Source organism: Curtobacterium sp. 9128, from assembly GCF_900086645.1.
GTDB lineage: Bacteria > Actinomycetota > Actinomycetes > Actinomycetales > Microbacteriaceae > Curtobacterium.
In genome coordinates this window covers 2,129,833-2,155,806 of record NZ_LT576451.1, presented here as the reverse complement: position 1 = coordinate 2,155,806, position 25,974 = coordinate 2,129,833, and the positions used below count along the sequence as shown (strand labels likewise).

General features: G+C 70.7%; 27 protein-coding genes. 5 read left to right on the top strand and 22 right to left on the bottom strand.

The genetic code is table 11. The annotated features are described in order from the left end of the window. Positions 1-10: 10 nt before the first annotated feature. The 4 genes from QK288_RS10390 to QK288_RS10375 form a co-directional block, all read right to left on the bottom strand. Entirely contained in the window at positions 11-160 is a 150-nt protein-coding gene (locus QK288_RS10390) for a hypothetical protein (protein WP_281264251.1), read from the bottom strand. Continuing rightward, the gene (locus QK288_RS10385; protein WP_281264250.1) at positions 157-894 is read right to left on the bottom strand and encodes a DsbA family oxidoreductase; all 738 of its coding nucleotides are present in this window, start codon (positions 892-894) and stop codon (positions 157-159) included. Before QK288_RS10385 ends, QK288_RS10390 begins: the two co-directional genes overlap by 4 nt. A gap of 66 nt (positions 895-960) precedes the next feature. Beyond that, entirely contained in the window at positions 961-2,346 is a 1,386-nt protein-coding gene (locus tag QK288_RS10380) for a glycine--tRNA ligase (RefSeq protein WP_281264249.1), read from the bottom strand. Positions 2,347-2,405: 59 nt separating this feature from the next. Next, entirely contained in the window at positions 2,406-3,431 is a 1,026-nt protein-coding gene (locus tag QK288_RS10375; protein ID WP_281264248.1) for an aminotransferase class V-fold PLP-dependent enzyme, read from the bottom strand. A 71-nt stretch (positions 3,432-3,502) separates the two neighbouring features. Here QK288_RS10375 and QK288_RS10370 point away from each other — a divergent pair, with 71 nt between their 5' ends. Then, positions 3,503-4,468 carry a LysR family transcriptional regulator gene (locus tag QK288_RS10370; protein ID WP_281264247.1) on the top strand — a complete coding sequence of 322 codons (966 nt, stop codon included), beginning with the start codon at positions 3,503-3,505 and terminating at the stop codon, positions 4,466-4,468. A 21-nt stretch (positions 4,469-4,489) separates the two neighbouring features. Here QK288_RS10370 and QK288_RS10365 read toward each other — a convergent pair whose 3' ends face one another. The 12 genes from QK288_RS10365 to QK288_RS10310 form a co-directional block, all read right to left on the bottom strand. Further along, positions 4,490-5,287, bottom strand: a complete 798-nt coding sequence (locus tag QK288_RS10365) for an isoprenyl transferase (RefSeq protein ID WP_281264246.1) — start codon at positions 5,285-5,287, stop codon at positions 4,490-4,492. Continuing rightward, the gene (gene recO / locus QK288_RS10360; RefSeq protein WP_281264245.1) at positions 5,284-6,135 is read right to left on the bottom strand and encodes a DNA repair protein RecO; all 852 of its coding nucleotides are present in this window, start codon (positions 6,133-6,135) and stop codon (positions 5,284-5,286) included. The genes QK288_RS10365 and recO overlap by 4 nt, the downstream gene beginning before the upstream one ends. A gap of 185 nt (positions 6,136-6,320) precedes the next feature. Then, entirely contained in the window at positions 6,321-8,093 is a 1,773-nt protein-coding gene (gene leuA, locus QK288_RS10355; protein ID WP_281264244.1) for a 2-isopropylmalate synthase, read from the bottom strand. Positions 8,094-8,273: 180 nt separating this feature from the next. Beyond that, positions 8,274-9,671, bottom strand: coding sequence for an ABC transporter permease (locus tag QK288_RS10350; RefSeq protein WP_281264243.1), 1,398 nt, complete (start codon positions 9,669-9,671; stop codon positions 8,274-8,276). Then, on the bottom strand, positions 9,668-10,420 hold the full coding sequence (locus QK288_RS10345; protein ID WP_281264242.1) for an ABC transporter ATP-binding protein: 753 nt from the start codon (positions 10,418-10,420) through the stop codon (positions 9,668-9,670). The genes QK288_RS10350 and QK288_RS10345 overlap by 4 nt, the downstream gene beginning before the upstream one ends. Positions 10,421-10,564: 144 nt before the next feature. Next, on the bottom strand, positions 10,565-11,236 hold the full coding sequence (locus QK288_RS10340; protein WP_281264241.1) for a response regulator transcription factor: 672 nt from the start codon (positions 11,234-11,236) through the stop codon (positions 10,565-10,567). After that, positions 11,233-12,492: a histidine kinase gene (locus QK288_RS10335; protein ID WP_281264240.1), complete on the bottom strand. Its 1,260-nt coding sequence runs from the start codon at positions 12,490-12,492 to the stop codon at positions 11,233-11,235. Before QK288_RS10335 ends, QK288_RS10340 begins: the two co-directional genes overlap by 4 nt. A 56-nt stretch (positions 12,493-12,548) precedes the next feature. After that, on the bottom strand, positions 12,549-13,472 hold the full coding sequence (gene era / locus QK288_RS10330; RefSeq protein ID WP_281264239.1) for a GTPase Era: 924 nt from the start codon (positions 13,470-13,472) through the stop codon (positions 12,549-12,551). After that, positions 13,469-14,800, bottom strand: coding sequence for a hemolysin family protein (locus QK288_RS10325; RefSeq protein WP_281264238.1), 1,332 nt, complete (start codon positions 14,798-14,800; stop codon positions 13,469-13,471). The genes era and QK288_RS10325 overlap by 4 nt, the downstream gene beginning before the upstream one ends. Then, positions 14,797-15,258: an rRNA maturation RNase YbeY gene (gene ybeY, locus QK288_RS10320; protein ID WP_281264237.1), complete on the bottom strand. Its 462-nt coding sequence runs from the start codon at positions 15,256-15,258 to the stop codon at positions 14,797-14,799. The genes QK288_RS10325 and ybeY overlap by 4 nt, the downstream gene beginning before the upstream one ends. Continuing rightward, entirely contained in the window at positions 15,255-16,316 is a 1,062-nt protein-coding gene (locus tag QK288_RS10315) for a PhoH family protein (protein WP_281267570.1), read from the bottom strand. Before QK288_RS10315 ends, ybeY begins: the two co-directional genes overlap by 4 nt. A gap of 58 nt (positions 16,317-16,374) precedes the next feature. Next, a complete protein-coding gene (locus QK288_RS10310; protein WP_281264236.1) occupies positions 16,375-16,716 on the bottom strand; it encodes a histidine triad nucleotide-binding protein in 342 nt (113 codons plus the stop codon). 18 nt (positions 16,717-16,734) lie between these two features. On the opposite strand from QK288_RS10310, the gene QK288_RS10305 reads away from it, so the two are divergent. Continuing rightward, positions 16,735-17,163 carry a hypothetical protein gene (locus QK288_RS10305; RefSeq protein WP_281264235.1) on the top strand — a complete coding sequence of 143 codons (429 nt, stop codon included), beginning with the start codon at positions 16,735-16,737 and terminating at the stop codon, positions 17,161-17,163. A 28-nt stretch (positions 17,164-17,191) separates the two neighbouring features. Here the strand turns inward: QK288_RS10305 and QK288_RS10300 are convergent, their stop codons facing one another. The 3 genes from QK288_RS10300 to hrcA form a co-directional block, all read right to left on the bottom strand. Next, entirely contained in the window at positions 17,192-17,935 is a 744-nt protein-coding gene (locus tag QK288_RS10300; RefSeq protein ID WP_281264234.1) for a 16S rRNA (uracil(1498)-N(3))-methyltransferase, read from the bottom strand. Further along, entirely contained in the window at positions 17,935-19,044 is a 1,110-nt protein-coding gene (gene dnaJ / locus QK288_RS10295) for a molecular chaperone DnaJ (RefSeq protein WP_281264233.1), read from the bottom strand. The genes QK288_RS10300 and dnaJ overlap by 1 nt, the downstream gene beginning before the upstream one ends. Before the next feature lie 126 nt (positions 19,045-19,170). Then, complete coding sequence (gene hrcA, locus QK288_RS10290; RefSeq protein WP_281264232.1) at positions 19,171-20,193, bottom strand: heat-inducible transcriptional repressor HrcA; 1,023 nt, start codon at positions 20,191-20,193, stop codon at positions 19,171-19,173. 108 nt (positions 20,194-20,301) lie between these two features. Between hrcA and QK288_RS10285 the strand changes: the two genes are divergently transcribed. Next, a complete protein-coding gene (locus QK288_RS10285; protein ID WP_281264231.1) occupies positions 20,302-20,733 on the top strand; it encodes a DUF4870 domain-containing protein in 432 nt (143 codons plus the stop codon). A gap of 10 nt (positions 20,734-20,743) precedes the next feature. Here the strand turns inward: QK288_RS10285 and hemW are convergent, their stop codons facing one another. Continuing rightward, positions 20,744-21,976, bottom strand: coding sequence for a radical SAM family heme chaperone HemW (gene hemW, locus QK288_RS10280; protein ID WP_281264230.1), 1,233 nt, complete (start codon positions 21,974-21,976; stop codon positions 20,744-20,746). Between the two features lie 28 nt (positions 21,977-22,004). On the opposite strand from hemW, the gene QK288_RS10275 reads away from it, so the two are divergent. Next, the gene (locus QK288_RS10275) at positions 22,005-22,712 is read left to right on the top strand and encodes an HAD family hydrolase (protein ID WP_281264229.1); all 708 of its coding nucleotides are present in this window, start codon (positions 22,005-22,007) and stop codon (positions 22,710-22,712) included. On the opposite strand, the gene QK288_RS10270 is transcribed toward QK288_RS10275, so the two are convergent. Next, positions 22,709-23,356: a DUF1990 domain-containing protein gene (locus QK288_RS10270; protein WP_281264228.1), complete on the bottom strand. Its 648-nt coding sequence runs from the start codon at positions 23,354-23,356 to the stop codon at positions 22,709-22,711. The genes QK288_RS10275 and QK288_RS10270 overlap by 4 nt on opposite strands. A 132-nt stretch (positions 23,357-23,488) precedes the next feature. On the opposite strand from QK288_RS10270, the gene QK288_RS10265 reads away from it, so the two are divergent. Further along, positions 23,489-23,974 carry a hypothetical protein gene (locus QK288_RS10265; protein ID WP_281264227.1) on the top strand — a complete coding sequence of 162 codons (486 nt, stop codon included), beginning with the start codon at positions 23,489-23,491 and terminating at the stop codon, positions 23,972-23,974. A gap of 148 nt (positions 23,975-24,122) precedes the next feature. Here QK288_RS10265 and lepA read toward each other — a convergent pair whose 3' ends face one another. After that, the gene (lepA, locus tag QK288_RS10260) at positions 24,123-25,970 is read right to left on the bottom strand and encodes a translation elongation factor 4 (RefSeq protein WP_281264226.1); all 1,848 of its coding nucleotides are present in this window, start codon (positions 25,968-25,970) and stop codon (positions 24,123-24,125) included. Between the last annotated feature and the right edge of the window lie 4 nt (positions 25,971-25,974).

Genomic DNA, 25,974 nt, shown 5'->3' with positions numbered 1-25,974 from the left:
GGCGGCGCCCCTAGTCGGGGACCTCTGACCAGTCGCCTTCTGCGCCGGGGACGAAGCACGAGTCGCCGTCGCAGACGACGGCGTCCGCCAGCAGGGGCTGCAGTCCCGGCACGGCCTGGAGGCTCGGCGCGGCCTGCGCGCGCACGTCGAGGTCCGTCACCGGGTCGCCTCCATGTCCGCGCTCGCGTCGTCCGCAGCGCGCTCGGTCGCCGCGGCCACTTCCTCCGGCGTCGACTCGCGCAGCGCGACGACCTGGCGGAGCACCTGCTCGAACGCCGCGGGGTCCTGCGCACCGGACACGCCGTACTTGCCGTCGATCACGAAGAACGGCACGCCGTTGATGCCGTACGCCTGGGCCTGCGCCTGGTCGGCACGGACGTCGGCGAGCTTGGCGTCGTCGCGCAGGGTCGCGAGCACCTCGTCACGGTCGAGCCCGACCTCGGCGGCCAGGTCGGCCAACGAGGACTCCTGTCCGACGTGCTCACCACGTTCGAAGTACGCCGCGAAGAGCCGCTCCACCATGTCGAGCTGCTTGCCGTGCTGCTTCGCCAGGTGGATGACCTGGTGCGCCTTCACGGTGTTGGTGTGGTGCATGGCCTCGAAGTCGTAGTCGAGTCCGACGGACGCCGCGATCCCGCTCACCTGGTCGAGCATCTGCTGCGCCTGGTCGACGGGCATGCCCTTGTGTCCGGAGAGGAACTCGGCCTCCGTGCCCTCGAAGTCGACCGGGGTGTCCGGGCTCAGTTCGAAGGAGTGGTACTCGACCTCGACGCTGTGCCCATCGGGTCCGGCACCGAACGCGCTGACGCCCGCCTCGAACTTCCGCTTGCCGATGTAACACCAGGGGCACGCGATGTCGGACCAGACATCGACCTTCACGCTGTCGTTGCTCATGTTCAACGACAACGCGGCCGACCCCGGAGCATTCCCGGAGTCGACCGCGTCGGTCGTGCTCGGTCGTTAGGCGCCGACGAGGCGCTGCGCGAGGTAGCCCTGCAGCTGGTCGAGGGCGACGCGTTCCTGCGCCATGGTGTCGCGTTCGCGGACGGTGACGGCCTTGTCCTCGAGCGTGTCGAAGTCGACCGTGATGCAGAACGGCGTGCCGATCTCGTCGTGGCGACGGTAGCGGCGGCCGATCGCCCCGGCGTCGTCGAAGTCGACGTTCCAGTTCTTGCGCAGGTCGTCGGCGAGCCCACGGGCGACCGGCGAGAGCTGCTCGTTGCGGGACAGCGGCAGCACCGCGGCCTTGACGGGAGCGAGGCGCGGGTCGAGACGCAGGACCGTGCGCTTGTCGACGCCGCCCTTCGCGTTCGGGGCCTCGTCCTCGTGGTACGCGTCGAGCAGGAACGCCATGAGCGCCCGCGTCAGGCCGAAGGACGGCTCGATGACGTACGGGACGTACTTCTCGTTGGCGGCCTGGTCGAAGTACCGGAGGTCCTTGCCGGAGGACTCGATGTGGTTGTTGAGGTCGAAGTCGGTGCGGTTCGCGACGCCCATCAGCTCGCCCCACTCCGATCCCTGGAACCCGAAGCGGTACTCGATGTCCGCGGTGGCGTCGGAGTAGTGCGCACGCTCGCCGTCCGGCACGTCGAAGCGACGGAGGTTCTCGGGGTCGATGCCGAGGTCCGTGTACCAGGCGATCGAGTCCGCGATCCACTGCTCGTAGTGGGTCTCGGCGTCGGCCGGCGGGACGAAGTACTCGATCTCCATCTGCTCGAACTCTCGCGTCCGGAAGATGAAGTTGCCGGGCGTGATCTCGTTGCGGAACGCCTTGCCGACCTGGCCGATGCCGAACGGGGGCTTCATGCGGCTGGTCGTGACGACCTGCGCGAAGTCGGTGAAGATGCCCTGCGCCGTCTCGGGACGGAGGAAGTTCAGGCCTTCCTCGGACTCGACCGGGCCGAGGTAGGTCTTCAGCATCCCGGAGAACTCGCGGGGCTCCGTCCACTGACCGCGGGTCCCGCAGTTCGGGCAGGCGATCTCCGCCATGCCGCCCTCCGGTGCGCGGTTCTTCTTGGCCTCGAAGGCCTCGATCAGGTGGTCCTCGCGGAAGCGGTGGTGGCAGTGCAGGCACTCGACGAGCGGGTCGGTGAAGGTCGCGACGTGGCCGGAGGCCTCCCACACCTTGCGGGGCAGGATCACGGCAGAGTCGAGACCGACCATGTCGCCACGGCCGCGGACGAACCGCTGCCACCACTGGCGCTTGATGTTCTCCTTCAGCTCGACGCCGAGGGGCCCGTAGTCCCATGCGGAACGGGATCCGCCGTAGATCTCACCCGACTGGAAGACGAACCCACGGCCTTTGGCGAGGGCGATGACCGAGTCGAGACGGGAGGGCTGAGCCAAGGAGAACTCCGTAAGGTCGCCGAGCTGGGTGCCCGGTTCGGGAAACGTACCCGGCAAGACTAACGGCCCAGCACCGCCGCCACTGCGTCCACGTCCGACTCGTCGTTCCAGTGGTGGAACGCGAGCCGGAGTCGCCCCGCCCTGCCGGACGCCGTGATCCCCGCCGCGGTGAGCGCGGCCAACCCGGCGCCGGACGGATCCGGCACCGTCATCACGGCCTGCGACTGCCCGGCGACCCCGAGGCGGGCCGCCAGTCGGTCCGCCAGACCGGTGCCGTGCCTCCAGACCGTGTCCATGTCGAGCGACGCGACGTGCCGCAGGGCGGCGACCGCCCCGGGCCAGGCCTGCCATGCCGGCGACACGTCGAACCGGCGGGCGTCGTCGGCGAGCCGCATCGCCGGGCCGTAGCAGGAGGACCAGACGTCCTCGCCGGCGTACCAGCCGGCCTGGACCGGGCGGAGCCACTCCTGGGTGGCGGCGGACACCGTCATGAACGCGACGCCCCGCGGCGCGCAGAGCCACTTGTAGGCGTGGGTGACGGTGACGTCGAACGGTGCGGCCGAGATCGGCAGGATTCCCGCCGCCTGGGTGAGGTCGCAGAGGGTCCGCGCGCCGACGGCACGGGCGGCGGCCACGACGGCGTCGTTCTCGGCGACCGCGCCGGTCGCCGACTGGACCGCCGACCACGCCACGAGTGCGGTGTCCGGGGTGACGGCCGTCGCCAGCGATGCGAGCGGGACGCTCCGGACACGGATCCCGCGGTGCGCCTGTGCGAGGAACGGGAAGACGATCGAGCTGAAGTCCCGTTCCGGGACGAGGACCTCGGCGCCGTCCGGCAGCGACGACGCGACGACCGCGGTCATCACGGAGGTCTGCGAGCCGGTCGCGACCCGGCTGGCGTCGACGCCGACGATCTGCGCGAACAGGGCTCGCCCCGCTTCCACGAGGTCCCCGTACCGGATCGGACTCGATCCGCCGGTGCCCCACTCGTCGAGGTCGGCACGCATCGCCGCGAGGGTCCCCCGTGTCGGGAGCCCGGCGGTGCATGCGGCGAGGTAGCCGTGGCCGTCGACGAAGGAGTCCATGCCGATCATGTTCGTGTGCGCCGATCCATCACACCAGAGCAGCTCTCTTTGCAAGGCCATAGCATTGCGTTATGGACGATCTCGACCCGCAGCTGCTCCGCGCGCTCCGAGCCGTCGCCGACGCCGGGTCGATCACCGGCGCCGCAGCCACCCTCGGGTACAGCCAGCCAGCCGTCAGCCAGCTCCTGCAGCGGGCCGAGCAGCGACTCGGGCACGCGCTGCTGCTCCGGGGCGCACGCGGCGTCACCCTGACCGAGGCGGGACAGGTGCTCGCGGACCACGCGTTGCACGTGCAGGCAGCCCTGACCGCTGCACAGGAGGACCTCGACGCCGTCGGAGGGCTCGCTCGCGGACGCGTCCGGATCGCCGGCTTCCCGAGCGCCTCGTCGACACTGGTGCCCGCGGTGCTCGCGTCGATGGCGGCCGCGGTCCCCGGGGTCACGACGTCCTACGTCGAGGTCGAGCCGCCGGAGGCGCTCGAGCTGGTCCGGCGCGGCGAGGTCGACGTCGCGCTGACGTTCACGTACGTGGGTGACGACGTCGCGACCGACGCCGGGCTCGTCACCCGGGCGCTGGGTCGCGATCCGCTCGCCCTCGTCCGACTCGCGCTCGTCCGGTCGGGAGGCCCGGGGCACGTCCGCCCCGCCGGCTCGGTCGGTGCCGTCGCCGGTTCCACGGCCGGTTCTGTCGCGGTCGATCTCGCCTCCCTGCGTGGTGCGCGCTGGATCGGCGGCTGCCCGCGCTGCCGCGGGCACCTGCTCGCCTCGTGCGCGAGCGCGGGGTTCGTGCCGGACATCGTGCTCGAGACCGACAACGCGGCAGCGGTCGTCGGCCTCGTCGCGGCCGGACTCGGGGTGGCGCTCCTCCCTCGGCTGGCGCTCGCGACGACGGTGATCCCACCAGGGGTGTCGATCGATCCGGTCGACGACGAGCTCGCGCGGCGGGTCGAGGTCGTCGTCGCACGCGGTGCCGAACGGGTGCCGAGTGTCCGGGCGGCGCTCGACGCGGTGCGCGCGGCGGAACCGTTGCTGGCCTGAGCCGTTGCGTGTGCGCTTCGGCTACGCGGTGGGGGCGTCCACGGCGCCGCCGTAGCGGCGATCGCGGCTCGCGTACTCCTCGATCGCGCCCCACAGGTCGGAGCGTCGGAAGTCCGGCCAGAGCCGGTCGAGGAACACCATCTCGGCGTAGGCGGACTGCCACAGCAGGAAGTTGCTGGTGCGCTGTTCCCCCGAGCTCCGGAGGAACAGGTCGACGTCGGGCATCTCCGGCACGTACAGGCGCTTCGCGAGGGCCTTCTCGGTCACCTGGCTCGGCTTGAGACGGCCGGCTGCGACGTCTTCGGCGAGCGACCGGACCGCGTCGGCGATCTCGTTGCGACCGCCGTAGTTGACGCACATCGTCAGGGTGAGCACGTCGTTGCCCGCCGTCATCCGCTCGGCGGTCTCGAGTTCCTCGATGACGCTGCGCCAGAGCCGTGGGCGCCGTCCGGCCCAGCGGACGCGAACGCCCCACTCGTTCAGCTGGTCCCGACGGCGGCGGATGACGTCACGGTTGAAGCCCATCAGGAACCGGACCTCTTCCGGGGAGCGCTTCCAGTTCTCCGTCGAGAACGCGTACGCCGAGATGTGCTTGACGCCGATCTGGATCCCGCCGGCGACGACGTCGAGCAGGGAGGCCTCTCCCGCCTTGTGTCCCTCGATGCGCGTGAGTCCGCGACCGTTCGCCCACCGGCCGTTGCCGTCCATCACGATCGCCACGTGTTCCGGGACGAACCGCGCGGGGATCGCCGGGGGCGTCTCGCCGGTCCAGTCAATCGGCTTGAAGGACTCCGGTTCGACGGAACGACGGGGGCTCATGCGGTGCGGGTCCCTTCGGGGGCGCTGCGGTCGGGGGTCGGTGACGGGGGTGCCGGGGTGGACGCGACCGCCCTGGCCGTCGCTTCCGGTCCGCCGTGCGTGGTCGGAACCGGCGCGGGGTGCTCGGTGCGGTCGACGTGCGGCAGGGACTTCAGCGATCGTTCCAGGTGCCACTGGGCGTACGCCGCGACCACGCCGGAGGCCCGAGACCTGCTCCGTTCGTCGGCGGCGTCGACCGTGCGCCAGTCCCCCGCGAGCAGCGAGCCGAGGAGCGACAGCGTCGTCAGGTCGAGCCGGGGCGATCCGGGAGGCGCGGCCCCGTCGGCGACGACCCCGCCGAGCTGGACGACGAACGCCGAGTGCGGGCCGGGCTCCCCCGTGACCGCGCAGTCCGAGAACGAGGGCGCCCATCCAGCGATGCTCATCGCGCGGAGCAGGTACGAGTCGAGCGTCGCGCTCGGCACGTGCTCGCTGCGGGCGAGGGAACGGAGGGCACCGACGAGCAGCAGGTACTGCTGGAGTCCGGCGTCGGCTTCGCTCAAGCGATCGGCGGTCTCGACCATGGCGCTGGCGGCCGTGTACGCGCTGTAGTCGGCAACGATCTGCGCGCCGTACGACCCGAGGGACTCCGCCTGGGTCACGATGTCGAGCGAGCGGCCCTCGTAGAACTGGGCGTCGACGACCATGAACGGCTCGAGCCTCGACCCGAACTTCGATGCCGTTCGTCGGACGCCCTTCGCGACGGCGCGGATCTTGCCGTGCTGTCGGCTGAGCATCGTGACGATGCGGTCCGCCTCACCGAGCTTGTGGGTGCGGAGCACGACACACTCGTCCCGGTACAGCGGCATGTCCCCAGTATCCCCCGCGCCCCCGACACGGCGCGCCGCGGGCCGGCTTCCGCGCGTGCCGCGGGTCCTTCCGCGTGGGAACGCGCCGGGTTGCACCCCCGCACGCACATCGCGCCCCGTCGTGACGGGGCGCGATGTTTGCAGCTGGGCGCGATCCGGCCCTCGGTGCGCCGGTGGCGTACCGGCTAGGCGGAGACGAGCTCCGGGGAGGCGCCGGCGGCAGCGCCCGCGCGGACCGCACGGTTCACGGCGGACACGATCGCCTTGAGCGACGCGGTCGCGATGTCGGCGTCGATCCCGACGCCCCAGAGCCGCACGCCGTCGACGTCGAGTTCCACGTACGAGGCTGCCTTCGCGTCACCGGAGGCGCTCATCGTGTGCTCCGAGTAGTCGTACAGCGTGACGTCGACGCCCTGCTCGCGCATCACGGAGAGGAACGCGTCAATCGGGCCGGTCCCGACGGCATCGGCGTCCACCGATCCGTCGTCGACACGCATCGTGACGGCGAGCTTCGTGGTGCCGTCGAAGTCGCTCGAGGTCGCGGTCTTCGTGATCTCGTACCGACCCCACTTGTCCGACTCGTCATCGGCCGGCAGGTACTCGTCGCGGAAGAGGTCCCAGATCTTCTCCGAGGTGAACTCGCCGCCCTCGGTGTCGGTGCGCTGCTGCACGACACCGGAGAACTCGATCTGCAGCTTGCGGGGCAGGTCGATCGCGTGGTCCGTCTTGAGCAGGTACGCGACCCCGCCCTTGCCGGACTGCGAGTTGACGCGGATGACGGCCTCGTACGAACGGCCGATGTCCTTCGGGTCGACGGGCAGGTACGGCACCGCCCACTCGACGTCGTCGATGCTCTTCCCTGCTGCGGCCGCCTTGGCCTTCATGGCGTCGAAGCCCTTGTTGATCGCGTCCTGGTGCGACCCGCTGAACGCCGTGTAGACGAGGTCACCGGCCCACGGCTGGCGCTCCGGCACGGGCAGCTGGTTGCAGTACTCGACCGTGCGCTTGATCTGGTCGATGTCCGCGAAGCTGATCTCCGGGTCGATGCCCTGCGTGAACAGGTTCATGCCGAGGGCGACCAGGTCGACGTTCCCGGTGCGCTCCCCGTTGCCGAACAGGCACCCCTCGATGCGGTCGGCACCGGCCATGTACCCGAGCTCGGCGGCGGCGACGGCGGTCCCGCGGTCGTTGTGCGGGTGCAGCGACAGGATCACGTTCTGCCGGTGGGCGAGGTGGCGTGACATCCACTCGATGGAGTCGGCGTAGACGTTCGGCGTCGCCATCTCGACCGTGGCCGGCAGGTTGATGATCACCTTGCGGTCGGGCGTCGGCTCGAAGACCTCCAGCACGGCGTTGCAGATCTCCAGCGCGACCTCGAGCTCGGTGCCCGTGTAGGACTCCGGCGAGTACTCGTAGTAGACCGTCGTGTCGTGCTGCAGCGTGGCCTCTGCGGCCTTGCAGAGCTCGGCACCGGCCACCGCGATGTCGACGACGCCCTGCACGTCGGTGCGGAAGACGACCTCGCGCTGGACGATCGACGTCGAGTTGTACAGGTGGACGATGGCCTGCTTGGCGCCGTCGATCGCCTCGTACGTGCGCTGGATCAGGTGCTCGCGCGCCTGCGTCAGGACCTGGATCGTGACGTCGTCGGGGATCGCGCCCTCGTCGATCAGGCTGCGGACGAAGTCGAAGTCCGTCTGCGAGGCGCTGGGGAACCCGACCTCGATCTCCTTGTAGCCCATGCGCACGAGCAGGTCGAACATCGCGCGCTTGCGCTCGGCGTCCATCGGGTCGATGAGGGCCTGGTTGCCGTCACGCAGGTCGACGGCGCACCAGCGGGGAGCGCGATCGATGCGCTTCGTCGGCCAGGTGCGGTCGGGGAGTTCGACGGTGATCTGCTCGTGGAACGGGACGTACTTGTGGATCGGCATCCCGGAGGGGCGCTGGGTGTTCTGCATCGGTCGTTCGCTTTCGGTTCGTCAGGTGGTGTCGGCCGACGACGAGACTCCGCGACGAGGTGGGCCGGTGTGTCAGGCCTCGTCGCGGCAGCGAAGGAGGAGGAGCGCCGAGTACATAGCTCCCTCACCGTAGCACCGGTCCGCCTCGTGTGACGCGTCGGTTCCGCACCACCGCCACCGTCAGTCGACCGCGAGCGCCTCGGTCGGCGGGACGCGCATCGCGCGCCGGACCGGAGCGACGGTGGCGACCACCGCGAGGACGAGCGCACCAGCCACCACGATGACGATCGTGGTCGGCGGGAGCACCGGGCCGACAGGGTCACCGAGCGACCCGAGCAGCGTCTGCCCGCCGACCCATCCGTAGAACGTCCCGAGCACGAGCCCGGTGAGGACGGCCGCGACGACCATCTGCACGGCTTCGGTCACGATCATCCGACGCACCTGCGCACCGGTCAGCCCGAGCACGCGCAGCAGCCCGAGTTCTCGCCGCCGCTGCAGCACGCCGAGCGCGAGCGCGTTGACGACACCCACCGCGGCGATCACCGCGGAGAAGCCGACGATGACGCTGACGACGCCGTTCACCTGGACGAAGAAGTCGCGCATGCCCTGCAGCTGCTCAGGGCTCCCGCCCTGGAGCTGCCCGCGGAGTTGCGCTTCGAGCACCTGCTGCATCATCCCGAGCGCGACGGCGAAGGTGACGAGCAGGGTGACACCGATCACGAGCCCGATCGTCGCCCGGGACGACCGACCCGGCGCACGCATCGCGTTCCGGCCAGCGAGCAGCACCACCGGGTCCTTGGCGCCGATGCGCCCGATCAGCGCCAGGACGGGCGGCATCACGATGGTGGCGCCGACGGCGATCCCGGCGAACGACACGAACCCGCCGAGTGCAGCCGGGAGGACCGCGAGCGGGGACGCGCTGCTGACGGCGAGTCCGACGAGCATCAGCGCTCCACCGCCGGCCATCAGCAGGATCGACCAGACCTTGCGTGCCGTGCCTGACCGGACGTCGTCGTGGCTCGGCTCGACGCTCGAGGACAGCGCCTGGAGCGGCGTGACCGTCAGGACTCGACGGGACCCCACCGCGAACGCGCCCCATGTCGCGAGCACGACCGCGACGATCGGCAGCACGAGCTGCCACGGGACGAGCGTGTACGACGTGTCGGGCAGGAACCCGTTGCCCCGGAGGACGGCGACGAAGAGCGCGGAGAGCCCGGTGCCGACGACCGCACCGACGAGTCCGCCCACGACACCGACGACGAGTCCCGCCCGGGTGATGCGGGACCGGAGCGTCGCGCCGGTGGCACCGACCAGGCGCTGGAGCGCGAGGACCCGCGTCTGCCCGGCGATGAGCGTTGCGCAGGTGTTCGCCGTGACGATCGCCCCGACGTACAGTGCGATGCCGAGGAACAGCCAGCCGATCACGTCCAGGATCGCCTTGATCGGGCCGAGGTCGGAGAGGCCGGCGGCCGTCAGCGCCTGGGTGACGATGCCGGGTGCGATGACCAGGGCGGAGCCGAACGTGGTTCCGAGCGCGGCGACCAGGACGGTGGGCGAGAAGTCGCGGAGGGCGTTCACGCTGCTGCCTCCATCCCCAGCATGGTGGTCGAGATGTCCGCGGCGCTCATCGCCGGGCGGTCCCCGACGATGCGGCCGTCCGCGAGGAAGAGGATGCGGTCGGCGTTGGCGGCGGCGACCGGGTCGTGGGTCACCATGACGACGCTCTGCCCCCACTCGGCGACGGCACCGCGGAGGATGCCGAGCACGTCGCGCCCGGTCCGGGAGTCAAGTGCGCCGGTCGGTTCGTCGGCGACGACCACCGCCGGACGCGATGCCAGCGCGCGTGCGATCGCGACCCGCTGCTGCTGACCACCGGACAGCTGGTGCGGCCGGTGTGTCAGACGGTTGCCGAGTCCGAGCATCTCGACGAGCCGGTCGATCCACGCGGATTCCTCCGCTGATGGCTTGTGCCCGCCGAGCAGGAACGGCAGCCGGATGTTCTCGGCGACGTCGAGCGTCGGGACGAGGTTGAACGACTGGAACACGAACCCGAGTCGACGTCGACGGAGTTCGGTGAGCTCCTTGTCGCCGAGCTGCGTGATGTCGGTGCCGTCGATCTGGATGTGCCCGCCGGACACGGTGTCGAGGCCGGCTGCGACGTGCATGAGCGTGGACTTGCCGGAGCCGGACGGGCCCATCACCGCGGTGAACTCGCCGGCGCCGATGTCGACGCTGACGTCGTCGAGCGCCGTGACGCGGCGCGCGGCGTCGCCGTAGTGCTTGGACACGTGGTCGAGGCGGATGATCGGTGCGTGGCTGGTGGTCATGCATCCACCTTGACGATCAGGAGGCCCGGTCCGCGTCGGTCCGTCGGCTTCGGTGGATCGTCCGCTCGACTCGGTTCGCTGTGGACGGGTCATCCCACCGGATGACACCGTGCGGCGCCGGGCGCAGCGCGCGGTACCCGATCGTCAGTCCTTCGTGACGAGCCCGTGCTGGTGCGCGAAGACCACGAGCCGCACGCGGTCCCGCAGCTCGAGCTTCGTGAGCACCCGTGAGATGTGGGTCTTCACCGTCGCCTCGCTGACGAACTCGTGCTGGGCGATCTCGCTGTTGCTGAAGCCCCTGGCCGCGAGGTCGAAGATCTCCCGTTCCCGGGGCGTCAGTTCGGCGAACGCAGCCGGGACGTTCGCCGCCTGCTCCTGCGCGTCGTCGTACCGGCGGAGGAGTTCACGGGTCGCCGAGGCCGCGAACACGGCCGTCCCCGCGTGCACCGTCCGGATCGCCGCGAGCAGGAACTCCGGGTCGGCGTCCTTCAGCACGAACCCGCTCGCGCCGGCACGGATCGCCTTCGCCGCGGCCTCGTCGAAGTCGAAGGTCGTGAGCACCAGGACCTTCGCGCCGTCCGTCCCGCCGTCCTCGACGATCTGCGCGGTCGCCGTGATCCCGTCCATGACCGGCATCCTGACGTCCATGAGCACCACGTCCGGGCGCCCGGTGCGGACGAGTTCGACACCGGCGGCACCGTCGCCGGCCTCTCCCACGAACCGGAGGTCCGGCTGCGAGTCGATGAGCATCCGGATCCCGGTGCGGAACAGGGCCTGGTCGTCGACGAGCGCGACGCGGATCGGGGTGTCGGTCATCGTCCTGTGTGCTCCTGGTCGGTGGTGTGGTCCGTCGGCTGCCTCGTCGTGACGAGCCCCCGCGGCATCTGCCCGCTCGCGGGGTGCGCCGGCATCCGGACCGCGACGGCGAAGTCGTCGCCGCGGGGTCCAGCGGTCATGCTGCCCCCGGACATCGTGGCACGCTCCCGCATGCCGACGAGCCCGTGCCCGGTCCCCGGTCCCGCGTGCCCGTGGTCAGCGCGGCGGTTGATCACGTCGATCTCGACGGTGTCCGGGCGGTACGTCAGGGTGGCGTGCACCGGGGTGCCGTGCTCGCCGTGCTTGTACGCGTTCGTCAGGCTCTCCTGGACGATGCGGTAGACGGCGAGCTGGGTAGTGGTCGGCAGCGTGGTGGCGTCACCGTTGCGTTCGACCCGGACGTCGAGGCCGACGGCACGCATCTCCGTCACGAGGAGCTCGATGTCGTCGATGTCCGGGGTCGGCGCGGTGCCCTGCTCGTGCCGGAGGGCGCCGAGCAGCTCACGGACGTCGCCGAGTGCCCGCCTGGCGGTCCCGGAGATCGTGCTGAGTGCCTGGTCGGCGACGGCTGGATCGGCCTTCAGTGCGTACCGGGCACCGTCCGCCTGCGCGATGACGACTGCGAGGGAGTGCGCCACGATGTCGTGCATGTCGCGTGCGATCCGCACCCGCTCCTGCTCGACGGCGACCGCACGGTCCGCGCGGGCCGCGTCGCGTTCGGCGAGGAGCAGGGCCTCACGACTCATCCGCGCGGCTCGACGGGTCCGCACGACGACGCCGGCGAGCCACGGCAGCAGGAGCAGCGCGAGGATGACCACGAAGTACGCGATCGTGACCTGCATCGACTCGCGCGCCGGTGTCGTCGCGGTGTCGATGGTCAGTCGTTGGGCGTAGTCCTTCGCGCCGACGTACACGGCGGCCGTGACCGCGCCGCCGATTGCCGAGACGAGTCCCGCCAAGCGGACGCGTCGGCTGCCGTACGCGCTCGTCGTGTAGACGATCGCGGCGATGAACGCGTCGGCACCGTCCGGGTTCTGCCCCGTCACCATCTGGAAGACCGCTGTGACCCACGCGACGGTCAGCGCGAGGCCCGGCGAGAGCCGCCTGAGCGCGAGCGCCACCGTCAGGCCGAGAACGGTCAGGTAGGCGAGCGGTCCGTCGATCCCCCGAGTCGACGTGACCGCGACGAGCACGCCGAGGACGCCGGCGACCACGAGGTCGACGACGATCTGGGCGCGCAGCATGGGACGGAACACCCGTCCACGCTACGGCTGCGCGCCCTCGTGCGCGTCAATCCACGGAATGACCCGCGTCAGAACCCGAGTCGGCCGAGCTGCTTCGGGTCGCGCTGCCATTCCTTCGCGACCTTCACGCGGATGTTCAGGTAGACGTGCCGTCCGCCGAGCAGCGACTCGATCTCGGCACGTGCCCGGGAACCGACGTCCTTCAGCCGTTCGCCCTTGTGCCCGATCACGATCGACTTCTGGCTGTCGCGCTCGACGAACAGGTTCGCGAAGATGCGCAGCGGTCCGTTCGGGTCGTCGTCGGGGTCCGGCTCGACCATGTCCTCGATCAACACCGCGAGCGAGTGCGGGAGCTCGTCGCGGACGCCCTCGAGCGCGGCCTCGCGGATGAGCTCCGCGATGCGGTCCTCGCTCGTCTCCTCGGTGACGGCCTCGGCGTCGTAGAGCGCCGGCGACTCGGGCAGCAGCTTGGTGATCTCGCCGAGCAGGGCCTCCAGCTGGGTGCCCTCGGTCCCCGACGTCGGGACGATCGCGTCCCACTCGCGGAGCTGCGAGACCGCGATGAGCTGCTCGGCGATCTTCTCCTTGCCCGCACGATCGACCTTCGTCACGATCGCGATCTTCTTCGCGCGGGGGAAGTGGTCGAGCGTCTCGTTGATGAACTTGTCGCCGGGCCCGATCGGCTCGTTCGCCGGCACGCAGAACCCGATGACGTCGACGTCGGCGAGCGTGGACTGCACCAGGTCGTTCAGTCGTTCGCCGAGCAGCGTCCGGGGCCGGTGCACACCCGGTGTGTCGACGATGATGACCTGCCCGTCGGGTCGGTGGACGATGCCGCGGATCGCCCGGCGGGTCGTCTGGGGCTTGGACGACGTGATCGCGACCTTCTGCCCGACGAGCGCGTTGGTCAGCGTCGACTTGCCGACGTTCGGTCGTCCGACGAACGAGACGAAGCCGGCTCGGAAGGTGGGGGTGCTGTCGGTGTCGCTCATGCTGAGGTGGATCCCGTCGTGGTGGGTGCGGTGCCGTCGAACGCCTGCTCCGCGCCGGCGAGGGCGTCGGTGCGTTCGGCGAGCACGGAGATGAGGTGGCGGCGCTTGCCCTCGACGCGGTCCGCCGTCAGCACGACGCCGGACACGGTCACGGACTCGCCGGCGGTCGCCAGGTGACCGAGTTCCTTGGTGAGCAGGCCGCCGGCGGTGTCGACGTCGTCGTCGTCGAGGTCGACACCGAACAGGTCGCCGAGGTCGTCGATCGGCATCCGCGCGGAGATCCGCCAGACGCCGTCGGAGACCTCGACGCGGTCGATCACGGTGCGGTCGTACTCGTCGGAGATGTCACCGACGAGCTCCTCGATGAGGTCCTCCATCGTGACGAGCCCCGCGACGCCGCCGTACTCGTCGACCACGAGGACCAGGTGGTTCTTCGCGGCCTGCATGTGCCGCAGTGTCTCGTCGGCGTGCTTCGACTCCGGGACGAACTCGGCCGCCCGGAGCAACGAGGTCACGACCCGGCCGCCGGCGCTCTCGTTCTCGTACAGGGCGCGCGCGAGGTCGCGGAGGTAGACGACGCCGAGGACGTCGTCGCTGTCCCGGCCGGTCACGGGCATGCGGGACACCCCGGCGGCGAGGAACTCCTCCATCACCGTCGACACGGTGTCCGCTGCATCCGCCGTGACCATGTCGATCCTCGGCACCATGACCTCGCGCACGAGCGTGTCGCTGAACTCGAAGACCGAGTGGATCAGCTCGCGGTCGTCCGCCTCGAGCACGTTGCTCTCGGTGGCCTCGTCCACGAGCGACAGGAGCTGCTCCTCACTCGACACGCTCGACGTGCTGCCGTTCCGCCCGGGTGTGACACGGTCGCCGATGAGCACGAGCAGCCCGGCGAGCGGCCCGAGGACGATGCGCACCGCGTGCACGAGCCCACCGGTGACCCCGATGAGCCGGTCCGCGTGGGCTCGGCCGACGCTGCGGGGGCTCGACCCGACGAGCACGAAGGACACCGCGGTCATGATCGCCGCGGAGACGATCAGCGCGAGCCACCACGTGTCGAGGACCGAGAACAGCGCGATGGTGACGAGCACGGCCGCTGCCGTCTCGGCGAGCACCCGGAAGAAGTTCAGCGCGTTGACGTGGGCGCCGACGTCGTCCCCGATCGCCTCGATGGCACGACGACGCTTGCTGCCCCTGGCGATGTCGTCGAGATCAGCGCGGGAGAGCACCCCGAGCGCGGCGTCGGACGCGGCGAGCAGCCCGCCGAGGACGACGAGCACGAACGCCACCGCGAGCAGGACGGCGACGAGCAGCACTGCGGTCACCGCCCCCGGCGCTGCGCGGCGAAGGCGGTCAGGATCTCCCCCTGCAGCCCGAACATCTCGGCCTTCTCCTCCGGCTCCGCGTGGTCGAAGCCGAGCAGGTGGAGGATCCCGTGGCACGTCAGGAGCAGGAGCTCGTCGGTCGTGGAGTGCCCGGCGGTCTTCGCCTGCGCCTCGGCGACCTGCGGGCAGAGCACGATGTCGCCGAGCAGTCCGGCGGGTGTCGGGTCGTCCTCGGTGCCGGGGCGGAGCTCGTCCATCGGGAAGCTCAGCACGTCGGTCGGGCCCGGTTCGTCCATCCACCGGACGTGCAGCTGCTCCATCGCCCCCTCGTCGACGAGCACGATGGCGAGCTCCGCGTCGGCGTGGACGTGCAGCGCGTCGAGCGCGAAGGCCGCGAGACGCTGGACCGCGTCGTCGTCGATCTGCACACCGGACTCGTTGTTGAGCTCGATGCTCACCGGGTTCCTCCTCGAGGATCGTTCTGGGGGTGGGGGCTGGTCTGGCGGTCCTGCGGGACCCGGCCACGGCGCTCGGCGCGGTTCGCACCGGCCGGGTTCCCTGCCGGGGCCGTGCCACGGCCTCCAGATCGGTGCCCGGCCTGTTCGGCGAGCCGCTGCTCGTCGTAGACCGTGTAGGCGTCCACGATGCGGCCGACGAGCGTGTGCCGGACCACGTCCTCACTGCCGAGCCGGGCGAAGTGGATGTCCTGCACCTCGGAGAGGATCTGCGTGACGAGCCGGAGCCCCGACACGTTCCCAGGCAGGTCCACCTGGGTGATGTCGCCGGTGACGACCATCTTCGAGCCGAAGCCCAGACGCGTCAGGAACATCTTCATCTGCTCCGGCGTGGTGTTCTGCGCCTCGTCGAGCACGACGAACGAGTCGTTGAGCGTCCGCCCGCGCATGTACGCCAGCGGAGCGACCTCGACCGTGCCGGCCGCGAGCAGCTTCGGGACGAGTTCGGGGTCCATCATCTCGTTGAGCGCGTCGTAGAGCGGCCGCAGGTACGGGTCGATCTTGTCCGTCAACGTGCCGGGGAGGAACCCGAGCCGCTCGCCGGCTTCGACCGCGGGTCGGGTGAGGATGATCCGCGTGACCTCGCGCCGCTGCAGGGCCTGCACGGCCTTCGCCATCGCCAGGTACGTCTTGCCGGTGCCGGCCGGGCCGATGCCGAACGTGATCGTGTTCTCGTCGATGGCGTCGACGTAGGCACGCTGGCCGTCCGTCTTCGGCCGAACGGACTTGCCGCGACTCGACACGATCGGCGTGCCGAACACGTCGGACGGGCTGCGCTGCTCGTCGATGATGCGGGCCGAGGTCGGGATGTCGGCCTGCCCGACGTCCTGCCCGCGCTTGACCATGCCCACGAGTTCGTCGACGAGCGCGCGGGCGCGGGCGACGTCGCGCTCCGGCCCGGTCAGGGTCACCTCGTTGCCGCGGACCAGGACCCGGACACCCGGGTACTGGCGTTCCACGGTCTTGAGGAGCCGGTCCTGCGGGCCGAGCAGCTGCACCATGGCGATGCCGTCGACACTGAGTTCCGAGACGGCTTCGGTCTCGGCGGATGCGGTTTCGTCAGCTGGCAATGTTGCCTTCCTGCAGGTCGCCTGCGAGTACGTGCGCGTGCACGTGGAACACGGTCTGTCCGGCGGCTTCGCCGGTGTTGAAGACGAGTCGGAACTGGCCGCCGGCGCGCTCGTCGGCGATGCGCTGGGCGGTGGCGACCACGTGCGCGAGGAGGTCCGGGTCCCCTGCGGCGAGCTCGGCCACGTTCGCGTACTCCTCGGTCTTGGGGATCACGAGCACGTGGACGGGCGCCTTCGGGGCGATGTCCTCGATCGCGATGACGCGGTCGTCCTCGGCGACGACGGTCGCGGGGATCTCACGGTCGATGATCTTGGTGAACACGCTGCTCATTGGTCCATCGTAGAACGCGTGACCGACCCGCAGTCTTCCCGGACGATCCCGATGCCCCGTCGAATCCGCCTGATCCTGCAGGTCGCCGCGGCCATCGCGGTCGCGTTCGCGGTCACGCTGGTGCTCGCGCAACGGGACGCCTGGCTCGTCAGCGCCGTGCTGGTCGTCGTCGCCGGGCTCGTCGCCTTCCGATGGGCACGGACCGGCGTCGACCTGTCGGAGGACGAACTCCTGGTGCGGGGCTTCGCGTTCTCGACACGGATCCGGCGTGACCGGATCGTCGCCGTCGACCGCTTCCCGTCGATCGACTGGCGCGGCGCGGACGGCGTCATGCGGGAGACCCTCGCCAACGCGTTCGTCGGGTCGCGGTTCTCCCCGAATCCGTCCGAGGCCGAGATCGCCGACGCCCGCGCCGAGCTGCAGGCCTGGCTCGACCGCCGCGTCTGAGGATCATCACCGCGCGGGCGGCCGGTCGCTACCAGCGGCCGAGCCGCGACTGCAGCACCGCCAACGCCGCGGGTCCCGCGGTGGACGTCCGGAGCACGGTGTCACCGAGCCGGACCCGGACGGCACCGGCAGCCGACAAGCGGTCGAGTTCCGACCCGTCGATACCGCCTTCGGGGCCGACGACCAGCGAGATCGACGTGGCGTCAGCAGGCGGCTCCCACGTCGCGAGCCGTTCGGTGGCGGTCGGGTCGAGCACGAGGAGCACGACACCGGCCGACGACGAGGCGGACGCCGCGAGCGCTGCGGTCGTCACCGGCTCGGACACCGACGGCACCCACGACCGGATCGCCTGCTTCGCCGCTTCGTGCGCGATCGCCTGCCAGCGTGCACGGCCCTTCGCGACCTTCGCGCCCTCCCACCGGGAGACACTGCGTGCCGCGGACCACGGCACGACGTGGTCGACGCCGACCTCGGTCGCCGCCTGCACCGCCATCTCGTCCCGGCCGCCCTTCGCGAGGGCCTGCACGAGCGTGAGCGACGGCACCGGGCGCGACGACACCAGGACGTCCGACACCGTCAGCGACAGCGAGTCGCGGCCGAGCGACGAGACCGCGCCGACGACGACCGTGCCCTGGCCGTCCGAGAGTCGCAGTGTCTCGCCGACCCGCACCCGCGACACCGTCACGGCGTGCCGGCCCTCGGCACCGTCGAGCGTCACGGAGCCGCCGACGGCCACACCGTCGAGCGACTCCACCAGGTAGAGCGACGCCATCAGAAGTTGAAGAAGCGATCGCGGAGCTTGCCGAACATCCCCTGCTGGAACCGGGCGAGCTGCGGCGGCGACGCCTTGTGCGACTTCGCGAGCTGCTCGACGAGCTGACGCTCCTTGTGCGACAGCTTCGTCGGGGTGACGACCTGCACACCGACCCGGAGGTCGCCACGGCCGTTCCCGCGGAGCTTCGTGACGCCGCGGTCCTTCAGCACGAGCACGTCGGCGCTCTGCACGCCGGGACGGATCTCGAGCTCGACCGGACCGTCGAGCCCGTCGATCGTCGCCGTGGTGCCGAGCACCGCGTCGGTCATCGAGACCTCGAGCGTGGCGAGGAGGTCGTCCCCGTCACGGCTGAAGACGTCGTGGTGGCGCACGCGGATCTCGAGGTACAGGTCACCGGACGGACCGCCGGCCGGGCCGACCTCGCCCTGACCGGGCATCTGCAGGCGCAGACCGGAGTCGACACCGGCGGGGACGTCCACCGGGATGGTGCGACGGGCGCGGACGCGGCCCTGGCCCTGACAGGTCGGGCACGGGTTCGGGATGACGGTGCCGTGGCCGCGGCAGGTGCCGCACGGTGCGCTCGTCACGACGTTGCCGAGGAGCGACCGGACCTGGCGCTGGATGTGGCCGGAGCCACCGCAGATGTCGCAGGTGCGCGGGCTCGTGCCGGGGGCGCAGCACGAACCGCCGCACGTCTCGCAGAGGACCGCCGTGTCGACCTCGACGTCCTTGTGCGTGCCGAAGACGACCTCGTCCAGGTCGACGTCGATGCGGAGCAGGGCGTCCTGTCCCCGTTCGGCACGGCTGCGCGGACCGGTGCCCCGGCCGCCGCCCCCGCCGCCGAAGAAGGCGTCGAAGATGTCGCTGAAGCCGCCGGCCCCACCGCCGAACGGGCTGTCGGCCTGCGGGCCGGCGTCGTACCGTCTCCGCTGCTCGGGGTCGCTCAGCACGTCGTACGCGTGCGTCACGTCCTTGAAGCGCTCGGCTGCGTCCGGGCTCGGGTTCACGTCCGGGTGGAGCTCGCGCGCGAGGCGTCGGTACGCCTTCTTGATGTCGGCGTCGGCCGCGTCACGCGGGACACCGAGGACGTCGTAGTGGTCTGCCACGTATCCCTCAGTTGGTTTCGTCGGTCGTCTGGTCGGTTCGGCCTGGAGGCCGTGGTCACGTCGCGCGGTCGGCCCGCGTCGCCGCTGCGGTCGGGCTGGCACGGTCGGTGTGCACTTCGGCGGTCGTCAATTCTCTCCGAGCAGTCTGGACAGGTACCGCGCGACCGCACGGACCGCGGCCATGTTGGAGCCGTAGTCCATGCGGGTCGGTCCGAGGACGCCCAGTCGGGCGACCTCACCACCTGCGGCGACGTACCCGCCGGCGACGATGCTCGTCGCGTCGAGGCCGTACTCCGCGTTCTCGACGCCGATCCGTGCGGTGACGGACACGTCGTCGAGCTGCATCTCCCCGAACAACCGGAGGAGGGTCACTTGTTCCTCGATCGCTTCGAGCACCGGGAAGAGCCCGCCGGAGAAGTCCTGTTCGCTCTTCGCGAGGTTCGCCGCGCCCGCCATCACCAGGCGGTCCTGCCGGTTCGCCGCGACCTGCTCGATCACGGTCGCGACGACGACGCCGGCGAGGGTCTGCGACTCCGGCCGGATCTGCGCGGGGATCTCCCGCAGCGCCGTCGGGACGTCGTGCAGCAGGAGTCCGACGGTCGCCGCGTTGAGCACCGTGCGGAGCTCGACGAGCGCGGATTCGTCGAGCGTGACGTCGGTCTCGACGACGCGCTGCTCGACCCTGGCGGTGTCGGTGATGAGCACGACCATCAGCCGGGAGTCCCCCAGCCGGACGAGCTCGACGTGCTGCACCCGCGCCCGCACCATCGAGGGGTACTGGACGAGGGCGACCTGGTTCGTCAGCTGGCTGAGCAACCGGACGGTCCGGCCGAGGACGTCGTCGAGGTCGTTGGACGCGCCGAGGAAGGTCTCGATGGCGTGCCGCTGCGCGCTGGAGAGCGGGCGGGCAGCGGCGAGGTGGTCCACGAACACGCGGTACCCCTTGTCGGTGGGCACCCGCCCGGAGGAGGTGTGCGGCGCGATGATCAGCTGCTCGTCCTCGAGCAGGGCCATGTCGTTGCGGATCGTCGCGGCGCTGACCCCGAAGGCGTGGCGCTCGACGATCGTCTTGGACCCGACGGGCTCGCGCGAGGCGACGTAGTCGCGCACGATGGCCTTGAGGACCTCAAGGGAGCGTTCGCTGACCAACCCGGACCCCTTCCACTCGTGCTGGCACTCGGACGTGTCGAGTGCTGATCCTACGCCCGTGCACCGACGTCCCGACACTTCTCCACATCGGGTCGCTACGCTTCCGGCATGACCTACGGACAGCAGCCGGGCAACGGACAGCCGGGCGGACCCTGGGGCCAGCAGCCCGGCGGACCGCAGGGCCCCGGGCCGTACTACCAGCCACCGCAGCCGATGACGCCGGAGGACCAGCGCCTCTGGGCCACGCTCACGCACGTCGGCGGGATCCTCTTCAACTTCATCGCCCCGCTCGTGGCGTACTTCGTCCTGCGCGACCGTGGCCAGTTCGTCCGCGAGCACACCCGGGTCGCCCTGAACTTCCACATCACGATGGCCATCGCGTACGCGGTCGGCGTCGTCACGTCGTGGCTCGGCATCGGCGTGCTGATCATCTTCGGCGTGTGGGTCGTGTCGATCGTCTTCGGCATCATGGCCGCCGTCGCCGCGAACCAGGGCCGCTTCTACCGGTACCCGCTGTCGATCGAGTTCGTGAAGAACTGACGGACCAGGGCTAGTCGAGCAGTTCCCGGACCACGGCATCGGCGAGCAGGCGGCCGCGCAGCGTCAGGTCCAGGCGACCCGGCGTGCCGGACGCCCCCAGGGCACTTCGCCCGTCCACGAGACCACGGGCGATGAGCCCCGCGACCCGGCCACGAGCCTCCTGGCGGAGTTCGGACGTCCGGAGCTCGCCGCGGACGCGCGTGGCGAGCAGCACGCGCTCGACGTACCGGGTCTCGTCATCGAGGGTCTCGCGCCCGGCGGCCGGCGACTCGTCGGCGAGCACCCGGTTCGCGTACGCGGCCGGGTGCTTGACGTTCCACCAGCGCGTGCCGGCGACGCTCGAGTGCGCGCCGGGGCCGACACCCCACCAGTCGTGACCCTTCCAGTACGACAGGTTGTGGCGGCTGGCGTGATCGTCGCCCTTCGCCCAGTTCGAGACCTCGTACCAGCCGTACCCGGCATCGCCGAGGACCCGGTCCGCGAGCTCGTACATGTCCGCGGCGACGTCGTCGTCCGGCGCCGGCAGCTCGCCCCGCTTGACCGCGCGGCCCATGGCGGTGCCGTCCTCGACGATGAGCGAGTACGCCGACACGTGGTCGGGCTCGCACGCGATCGCCGCGTCGAGCGAAGTGCGCCAGTCGTCGAGGGACTCCCCCGGCGTCGAGTAGATGAGGTCGAGTGAGACGTCGAGTCCCAGCTGCTTCGCGAGGTCGACGACGAGCGGCACGCGTTCCGGGCCGTGGGTGCGGTCGAGGGTGGCGAGCACGTGCGGCACCGCCGACTGCATGCCGAAGCTCATCCGGTTGAACCCGCCGGCGCGGAGCGTCTCGAGCGAAGCCGCATCGACCGAGTCCGGGTTCGCCTCGGTCGTGACCTCGGCCCCCGGCAGGATCCCCCACGTGTCGTCGATCGCGCGGAGGACCATCGCGAGGTCGCTCGCCGGCAGCATCGTCGGCGTCCCACCACCGAAGAAGACCGTCGAGACCGGACGACGCGGCACGCCCGAACGGTCGAGCACCTGCGCGGCCCACTGGATCTCGCGGACGGCGTGTCCGGCGTAGTCGTCACGACGGACGCCGCGGAGCTCCGAGGCCGTGTACGTGTTGAAGTCGCAGTACCCGCAGCGGACGCGGCAGAACGGAACGTGGACGTAGACGCCGAACGGCACGTCGCCCGCGCCGGGCCCGGGGGTGATCAGGCCGTCCACGGGAGCCGGGTCGGCGATCGGCAGAGCACTCGGCATGGAGTCCATTGTCCGTCATGATGGAGTCATGGAGCACCACCCCGTCCCCACCACGGTGCTGTGGGACATCGACGGCACCCTCGTCCGCAACGCGACGTCGCCGGGCAACCTCTACCACCTGGCGCTCGAGCGGGCGATCGGGCGCGACCTCCCCCAGCTCGTCGGGCACCAGCACGGCCGCACCGACGCGGGCATCATCGCGGAGCACGTCCGCGCGCACGACCTCGACGACGGGGTCATCCCGACCGTCAGCAGCCACCTCCGCGACCTGTCCGAGGAACGACACCGTGCCGGCGACCACCGGACGCCGGCACCAGGTGCCACGGCGTTGGTCGCGCGCTTCGCCGAGATCGGCTGGCGCAACGGCCTGCTGACCGGCAACTCCGCGTACCGGGCCCGCGTGAAGCTGCTCGGCGCCAGGTTCGACGTCGACGCGTTCGACTGGGAGCACTCCTACTTCGGCGACGAGGAGATCGAGCGGGCGGGCGTCACCGCCCTCGCGGCCACCGCACTCGCCGGCACCCGCGCCGTCATCGTCGGCGACACCCCCAGGGACGGCGAAGCGGCCGACGCGGTCGGGATCCCGTTCCTGGCCGTCGCGACCGGGGTCTACGACGTGGACGCGCTGCGACACACGAACGCCGTCGCGATCGCGCGCGACTGCGTCACGGACGCCGCGCTGATCGAGGACGCGATCGCAGCGTTGCCGCCGCTCCGGCCGGTCGACGAGGACTAGTCGCCGCGGAGCGCCTCGAGGTACTTCTCGGCCATCACGCGCTGCTGCCGACGCAGGAGCGGTGCGACGAACTGCCACTTGCGGCTCGCCGGCTGCGAGAACTGTCGGACCTGCAGCCACACCGAGCCGTCGGCGGTGCGCTCCACCACGAACGACTCCTCGCCGGAGAGCGGGTGTCCCTCGAGCGTGCCGTACGCGAACCCCTTGCGGTCGGGCTCGTCGATCACGGACACGACCCGCACCGGCGCCTGCACCGTCTGCCCGAACGCGTGCATCGTCAGCACGGCGGAGGTCCCCGCGGTGACGAGCGGCGTGCCGTCCGGCGCGAACTTCTCGACCCGGGGAGTGCCGATCGAGGCCGGGGCGATCGGGACGCCCTGCTCGTCGAACGTCACCGGGTTGTAGCGGACCTCGTCGTCGTCCGGCGCTTCTTCCACGTGGACGCGGATGCCGCTGCGCTCCTGGATCTGCCATGTCAGCGCCTGCGTCACCGCGGTCTCGAACCGCTGGTCGCCGTGGCCGATCCGCGAGCGCGACTCCGCCGGGACGAAGCCCTCCGGCGGGTAGATCATGAGGTCCGGCGCCTGCGTCGCACCGACCGCTCCGTAGGTCAGGGCGGTCAGGTACCCTCCGCGGCTGCTCATGCGGCCATCGTACTGGGGCGCGGAGCACGGATCGAACCGACCGGCCCGGACCTCGCTCGGGTCGCCGTCCGTTTTCCGCGCACCCCGAACTGGAGGCCGTGGTCGCCCCCACCCCGCCCCTATCGTTGGCGCGTGCCCACGCCCGAGCCCACCCGCCGCCGGTCCGTCGACCGCCGGGTCGTCGTCCTCGCCATCGCCACGCTCGTGGCGTTCGCGGTCGCCGCCGCGGCACGGGTCACGGTCGACCAGGCCGTCGCCGGGTACGGCGCGTCGTCGCGCTACTCGACCGGGGCGGCGAGCGGCTGGACCCCGTTCGACACCGTCAACGTCGTCGCCGGCATCGGGGCGTCGGCGGCCGGCGCCGGCGTCCTGCTGTTCGGCGCGACGCTCGTCACCGCGGTGCGACGCCACCACCACCGTCGGCTCCCGGTCCTGCTCGGCGGGACGACCGTCCTGTTGGCGCTCGGTGCCGTCGTGGCCGCGGTGGTCGCGACGTCCGCGACCGACTTCGCCACGGTGTCGGAGGCGGCCATCGTGCGGACCGCGCTGGCGGGACTGGCTGCTGCGAGCCTCCCGTCGGTCTGCCTGGCCGCGTTGCGGACGCGCGCCCGCCGCTGAGTCGGTTCCGCTCAGCCCCCGTCCTGGTCCTGGTCCCGGTCCCGGTCCCGGTCACGCGAAAGCGACAGCCTCCCGCCCGAATGCGGGCGAACACTGTCGCTTTCAAGGAACCAGCTTCACGGTGCCGGCGCAGACTGTCGCTCTCGCGCTACTTCTTCTTCTCTTCGACGTCGCCGGAGAGCGCGGCGATGAAGGCCTCCTGCGGGACCTCGACCCGGCCGATGGTCTTCATGCGCTTCTTGCCCTCCTTCTGCTTCTCGAGGAGCTTGCGCTTCCGGCTGATGTCACCGCCGTAGCACTTCGCGAGGACGTCCTTGCGCATCGCGCGGATGCTCTCGCGCGCGATGATGCGGGCGCCGATCGCTGCCTGGATCGGGACCTCGAACTGCTGGCGCGGGATGAGCTTGCGGAGCCGCTCGGTCATGAGCGTGCCGTACGCGTACGCCTTGTCGCGGTGCACGATCGCGCTGAACGCGTCCACCTGGTCGCCCTGCAGCAGGATGTCGACCTTCACGAGGTCGGCCGCCTGGTCGCCGGTGGGCTCGTAGTCGAGGCTGGCGTAGCCCTGCGTCTTGCTCTTCAGCTGGTCGAAGAAGTCGAACACGATCTCGCCGAGCGGGATCTGGTAGCGGATCTCGACGCGGTCCTCGCCGAGGTACTCCATGCCGAGCAGGGAGCCACGGCGCTGCTGGCAGAGCTCCATGATCGCGCCGACGTAGTCCTTCGGCGCGAGGATCGCGGCGCGGACCATCGGCTCGCGGACCTCGACGATGCGGCCGGTCGGGAACTCGGACGGGTTCGTCACCTGGACCGTGGTGTTGTCCTCGGTCGTGACGTCGTAGATCACGCTGGGCGCGGTCGTGATGAGGTCGAGGCCGAACTCGCGGCTGAGTCGCTCGGTGATGATCTCGAGGTGCAGCAGGCCGAGGAAGCCGCAGCGGAAGCCGAAGCCGAGCGCCACGGACGTCTCGGGTTCGTAGACCAGCGCCGCGTCGGACAGCTTGAGCTTGTCGAGCGCGTCGCGGAGGTCCGGGTAGTCCGAGCCGTCGATCGGGTAGAGGCCGGAGAACACCATCGGCTTCGGGTCCGTGTAGCCGGGCAGGGCGTCGGTGGCGGGCCGCTGCGCGCTCGTGACGGTGTCGCCGACCTTGGACTGCCGGACGTCCTTGACGCCCGTGATCAGGTAGCCGACCTCACCGACGCCCAGCCCCTTGGTCGGCTTGGGCTCGGGGCTCGACACCCCGATCTCGAGGATCTCGTGCGTCGACTTGGTCGACATCATCTGGACCTTCTCGCGCGGGGCGATCGATCCGTCGATCATCCGGACGTAGGTCACGACGCCGCGGTAGCTGTCGTAGACCGAGTCGAAGATCATCGCGCGAGCGGGGGCCTCGGCGTCGCCGACGGGGTTCGGCACGGTGCGCACGACACGGTCGAGGAGCTCGGGGACCCCGACGCCCGTCTTGCCGGAGACGCGGAGGACGTCCTCCGGCTTGCCGCCGATGAGCTGCGCGAGCTCGGCGGCGTACTTGTCGGGATCGGCCGCGGGGAGGTCGATCTTGTTGAGGACCGGGATGATCTCGAGGTCGTTCTCGAGCGCCAGGTACAGGTTCGCGAGCGTCTGGGCCTCGATGCCCTGCGCCGCGTCGACCAGCAGGATCGCTCCCTCGCACGCGGCGAGGGAACGGGAGACCTCGTACGAGAAGTCAACGTGGCCGGGCGTGTCGATCATGTTCAGCGCGAACGTCGTGCCGTCGAGCTCCCACGGCATGCGGACCGCCTGCGACTTGATCGTGATGCCGCGCTCGCGCTCGATGTCCATGCGGTCGAGGTACTGCGCACGCATCGCACGGTCCTCGACGATGCCGGTGATCTGCAGCATGCGGTCGGCCAGCGTCGACTTGCCGTGGTCGATGTGCGCGATGATGCAGAAGTTGCGGATCGCCTCGGCCGGAGTCGCGGCGGGCTCGAGCGGAGCGGATGCTTGTGGGCTCACGGTT

What these genes read in the sequence shown, in the direction of transcription:
- QK288_RS10385 (WP_281264250.1), bottom strand. Translation starts at nt 894, where the DNA reads ATGAGCAACGACAGCGTGAAGGTCGATGTCTGGTCCGACATCGCGTGC.
- QK288_RS10375 (WP_281264248.1), bottom strand. Translation starts at nt 3,431, where the DNA reads ATGGACTCCTTCGTCGACGGCCACGGCTACCTCGCCGCATGCACCGCC.
- QK288_RS10370 (WP_281264247.1), top strand. Translation starts at nt 3,503, where the DNA reads ATGGACGATCTCGACCCGCAGCTGCTCCGCGCGCTCCGAGCCGTCGCC.
- QK288_RS10365 (WP_281264246.1), bottom strand. Translation starts at nt 5,287, where the DNA reads ATGAGCCCCCGTCGTTCCGTCGAACCGGAGTCCTTCAAGCCGATTGAC.
- recO (WP_281264245.1), bottom strand. Translation starts at nt 6,135, where the DNA reads ATGCCGCTGTACCGGGACGAGTGTGTCGTGCTCCGCACCCACAAGCTC.
- leuA (WP_281264244.1), bottom strand. Translation starts at nt 8,093, where the DNA reads ATGCAGAACACCCAGCGCCCCTCCGGGATGCCGATCCACAAGTACGTC.
- QK288_RS10345 (WP_281264242.1), bottom strand. Translation starts at nt 10,420, where the DNA reads ATGACCACCAGCCACGCACCGATCATCCGCCTCGACCACGTGTCCAAG.
- QK288_RS10340 (WP_281264241.1), bottom strand. Translation starts at nt 11,236, where the DNA reads ATGACCGACACCCCGATCCGCGTCGCGCTCGTCGACGACCAGGCCCTG.
- era (WP_281264239.1), bottom strand. Translation starts at nt 13,472, where the DNA reads ATGAGCGACACCGACAGCACCCCCACCTTCCGAGCCGGCTTCGTCTCG.
- QK288_RS10315 (WP_281267570.1), bottom strand. Translation starts at nt 16,316, where the DNA reads ATGGTGCAGCTGCTCGGCCCGCAGGACCGGCTCCTCAAGACCGTGGAA.
- QK288_RS10310 (WP_281264236.1), bottom strand. Translation starts at nt 16,716, where the DNA reads ATGAGCAGCGTGTTCACCAAGATCATCGACCGTGAGATCCCCGCGACC.
- QK288_RS10300 (WP_281264234.1), bottom strand. Translation starts at nt 17,935, where the DNA reads ATGGCGTCGCTCTACCTGGTGGAGTCGCTCGACGGTGTGGCCGTCGGC.
- QK288_RS10285 (WP_281264231.1), top strand. Translation starts at nt 20,302, where the DNA reads ATGACCTACGGACAGCAGCCGGGCAACGGACAGCCGGGCGGACCCTGG.
- hemW (WP_281264230.1), bottom strand. Translation starts at nt 21,976, where the DNA reads ATGCCGAGTGCTCTGCCGATCGCCGACCCGGCTCCCGTGGACGGCCTG.
- QK288_RS10275 (WP_281264229.1), top strand. Translation starts at nt 22,005, where the DNA reads ATGGAGCACCACCCCGTCCCCACCACGGTGCTGTGGGACATCGACGGC.
- QK288_RS10270 (WP_281264228.1), bottom strand. Translation starts at nt 23,356, where the DNA reads ATGAGCAGCCGCGGAGGGTACCTGACCGCCCTGACCTACGGAGCGGTC.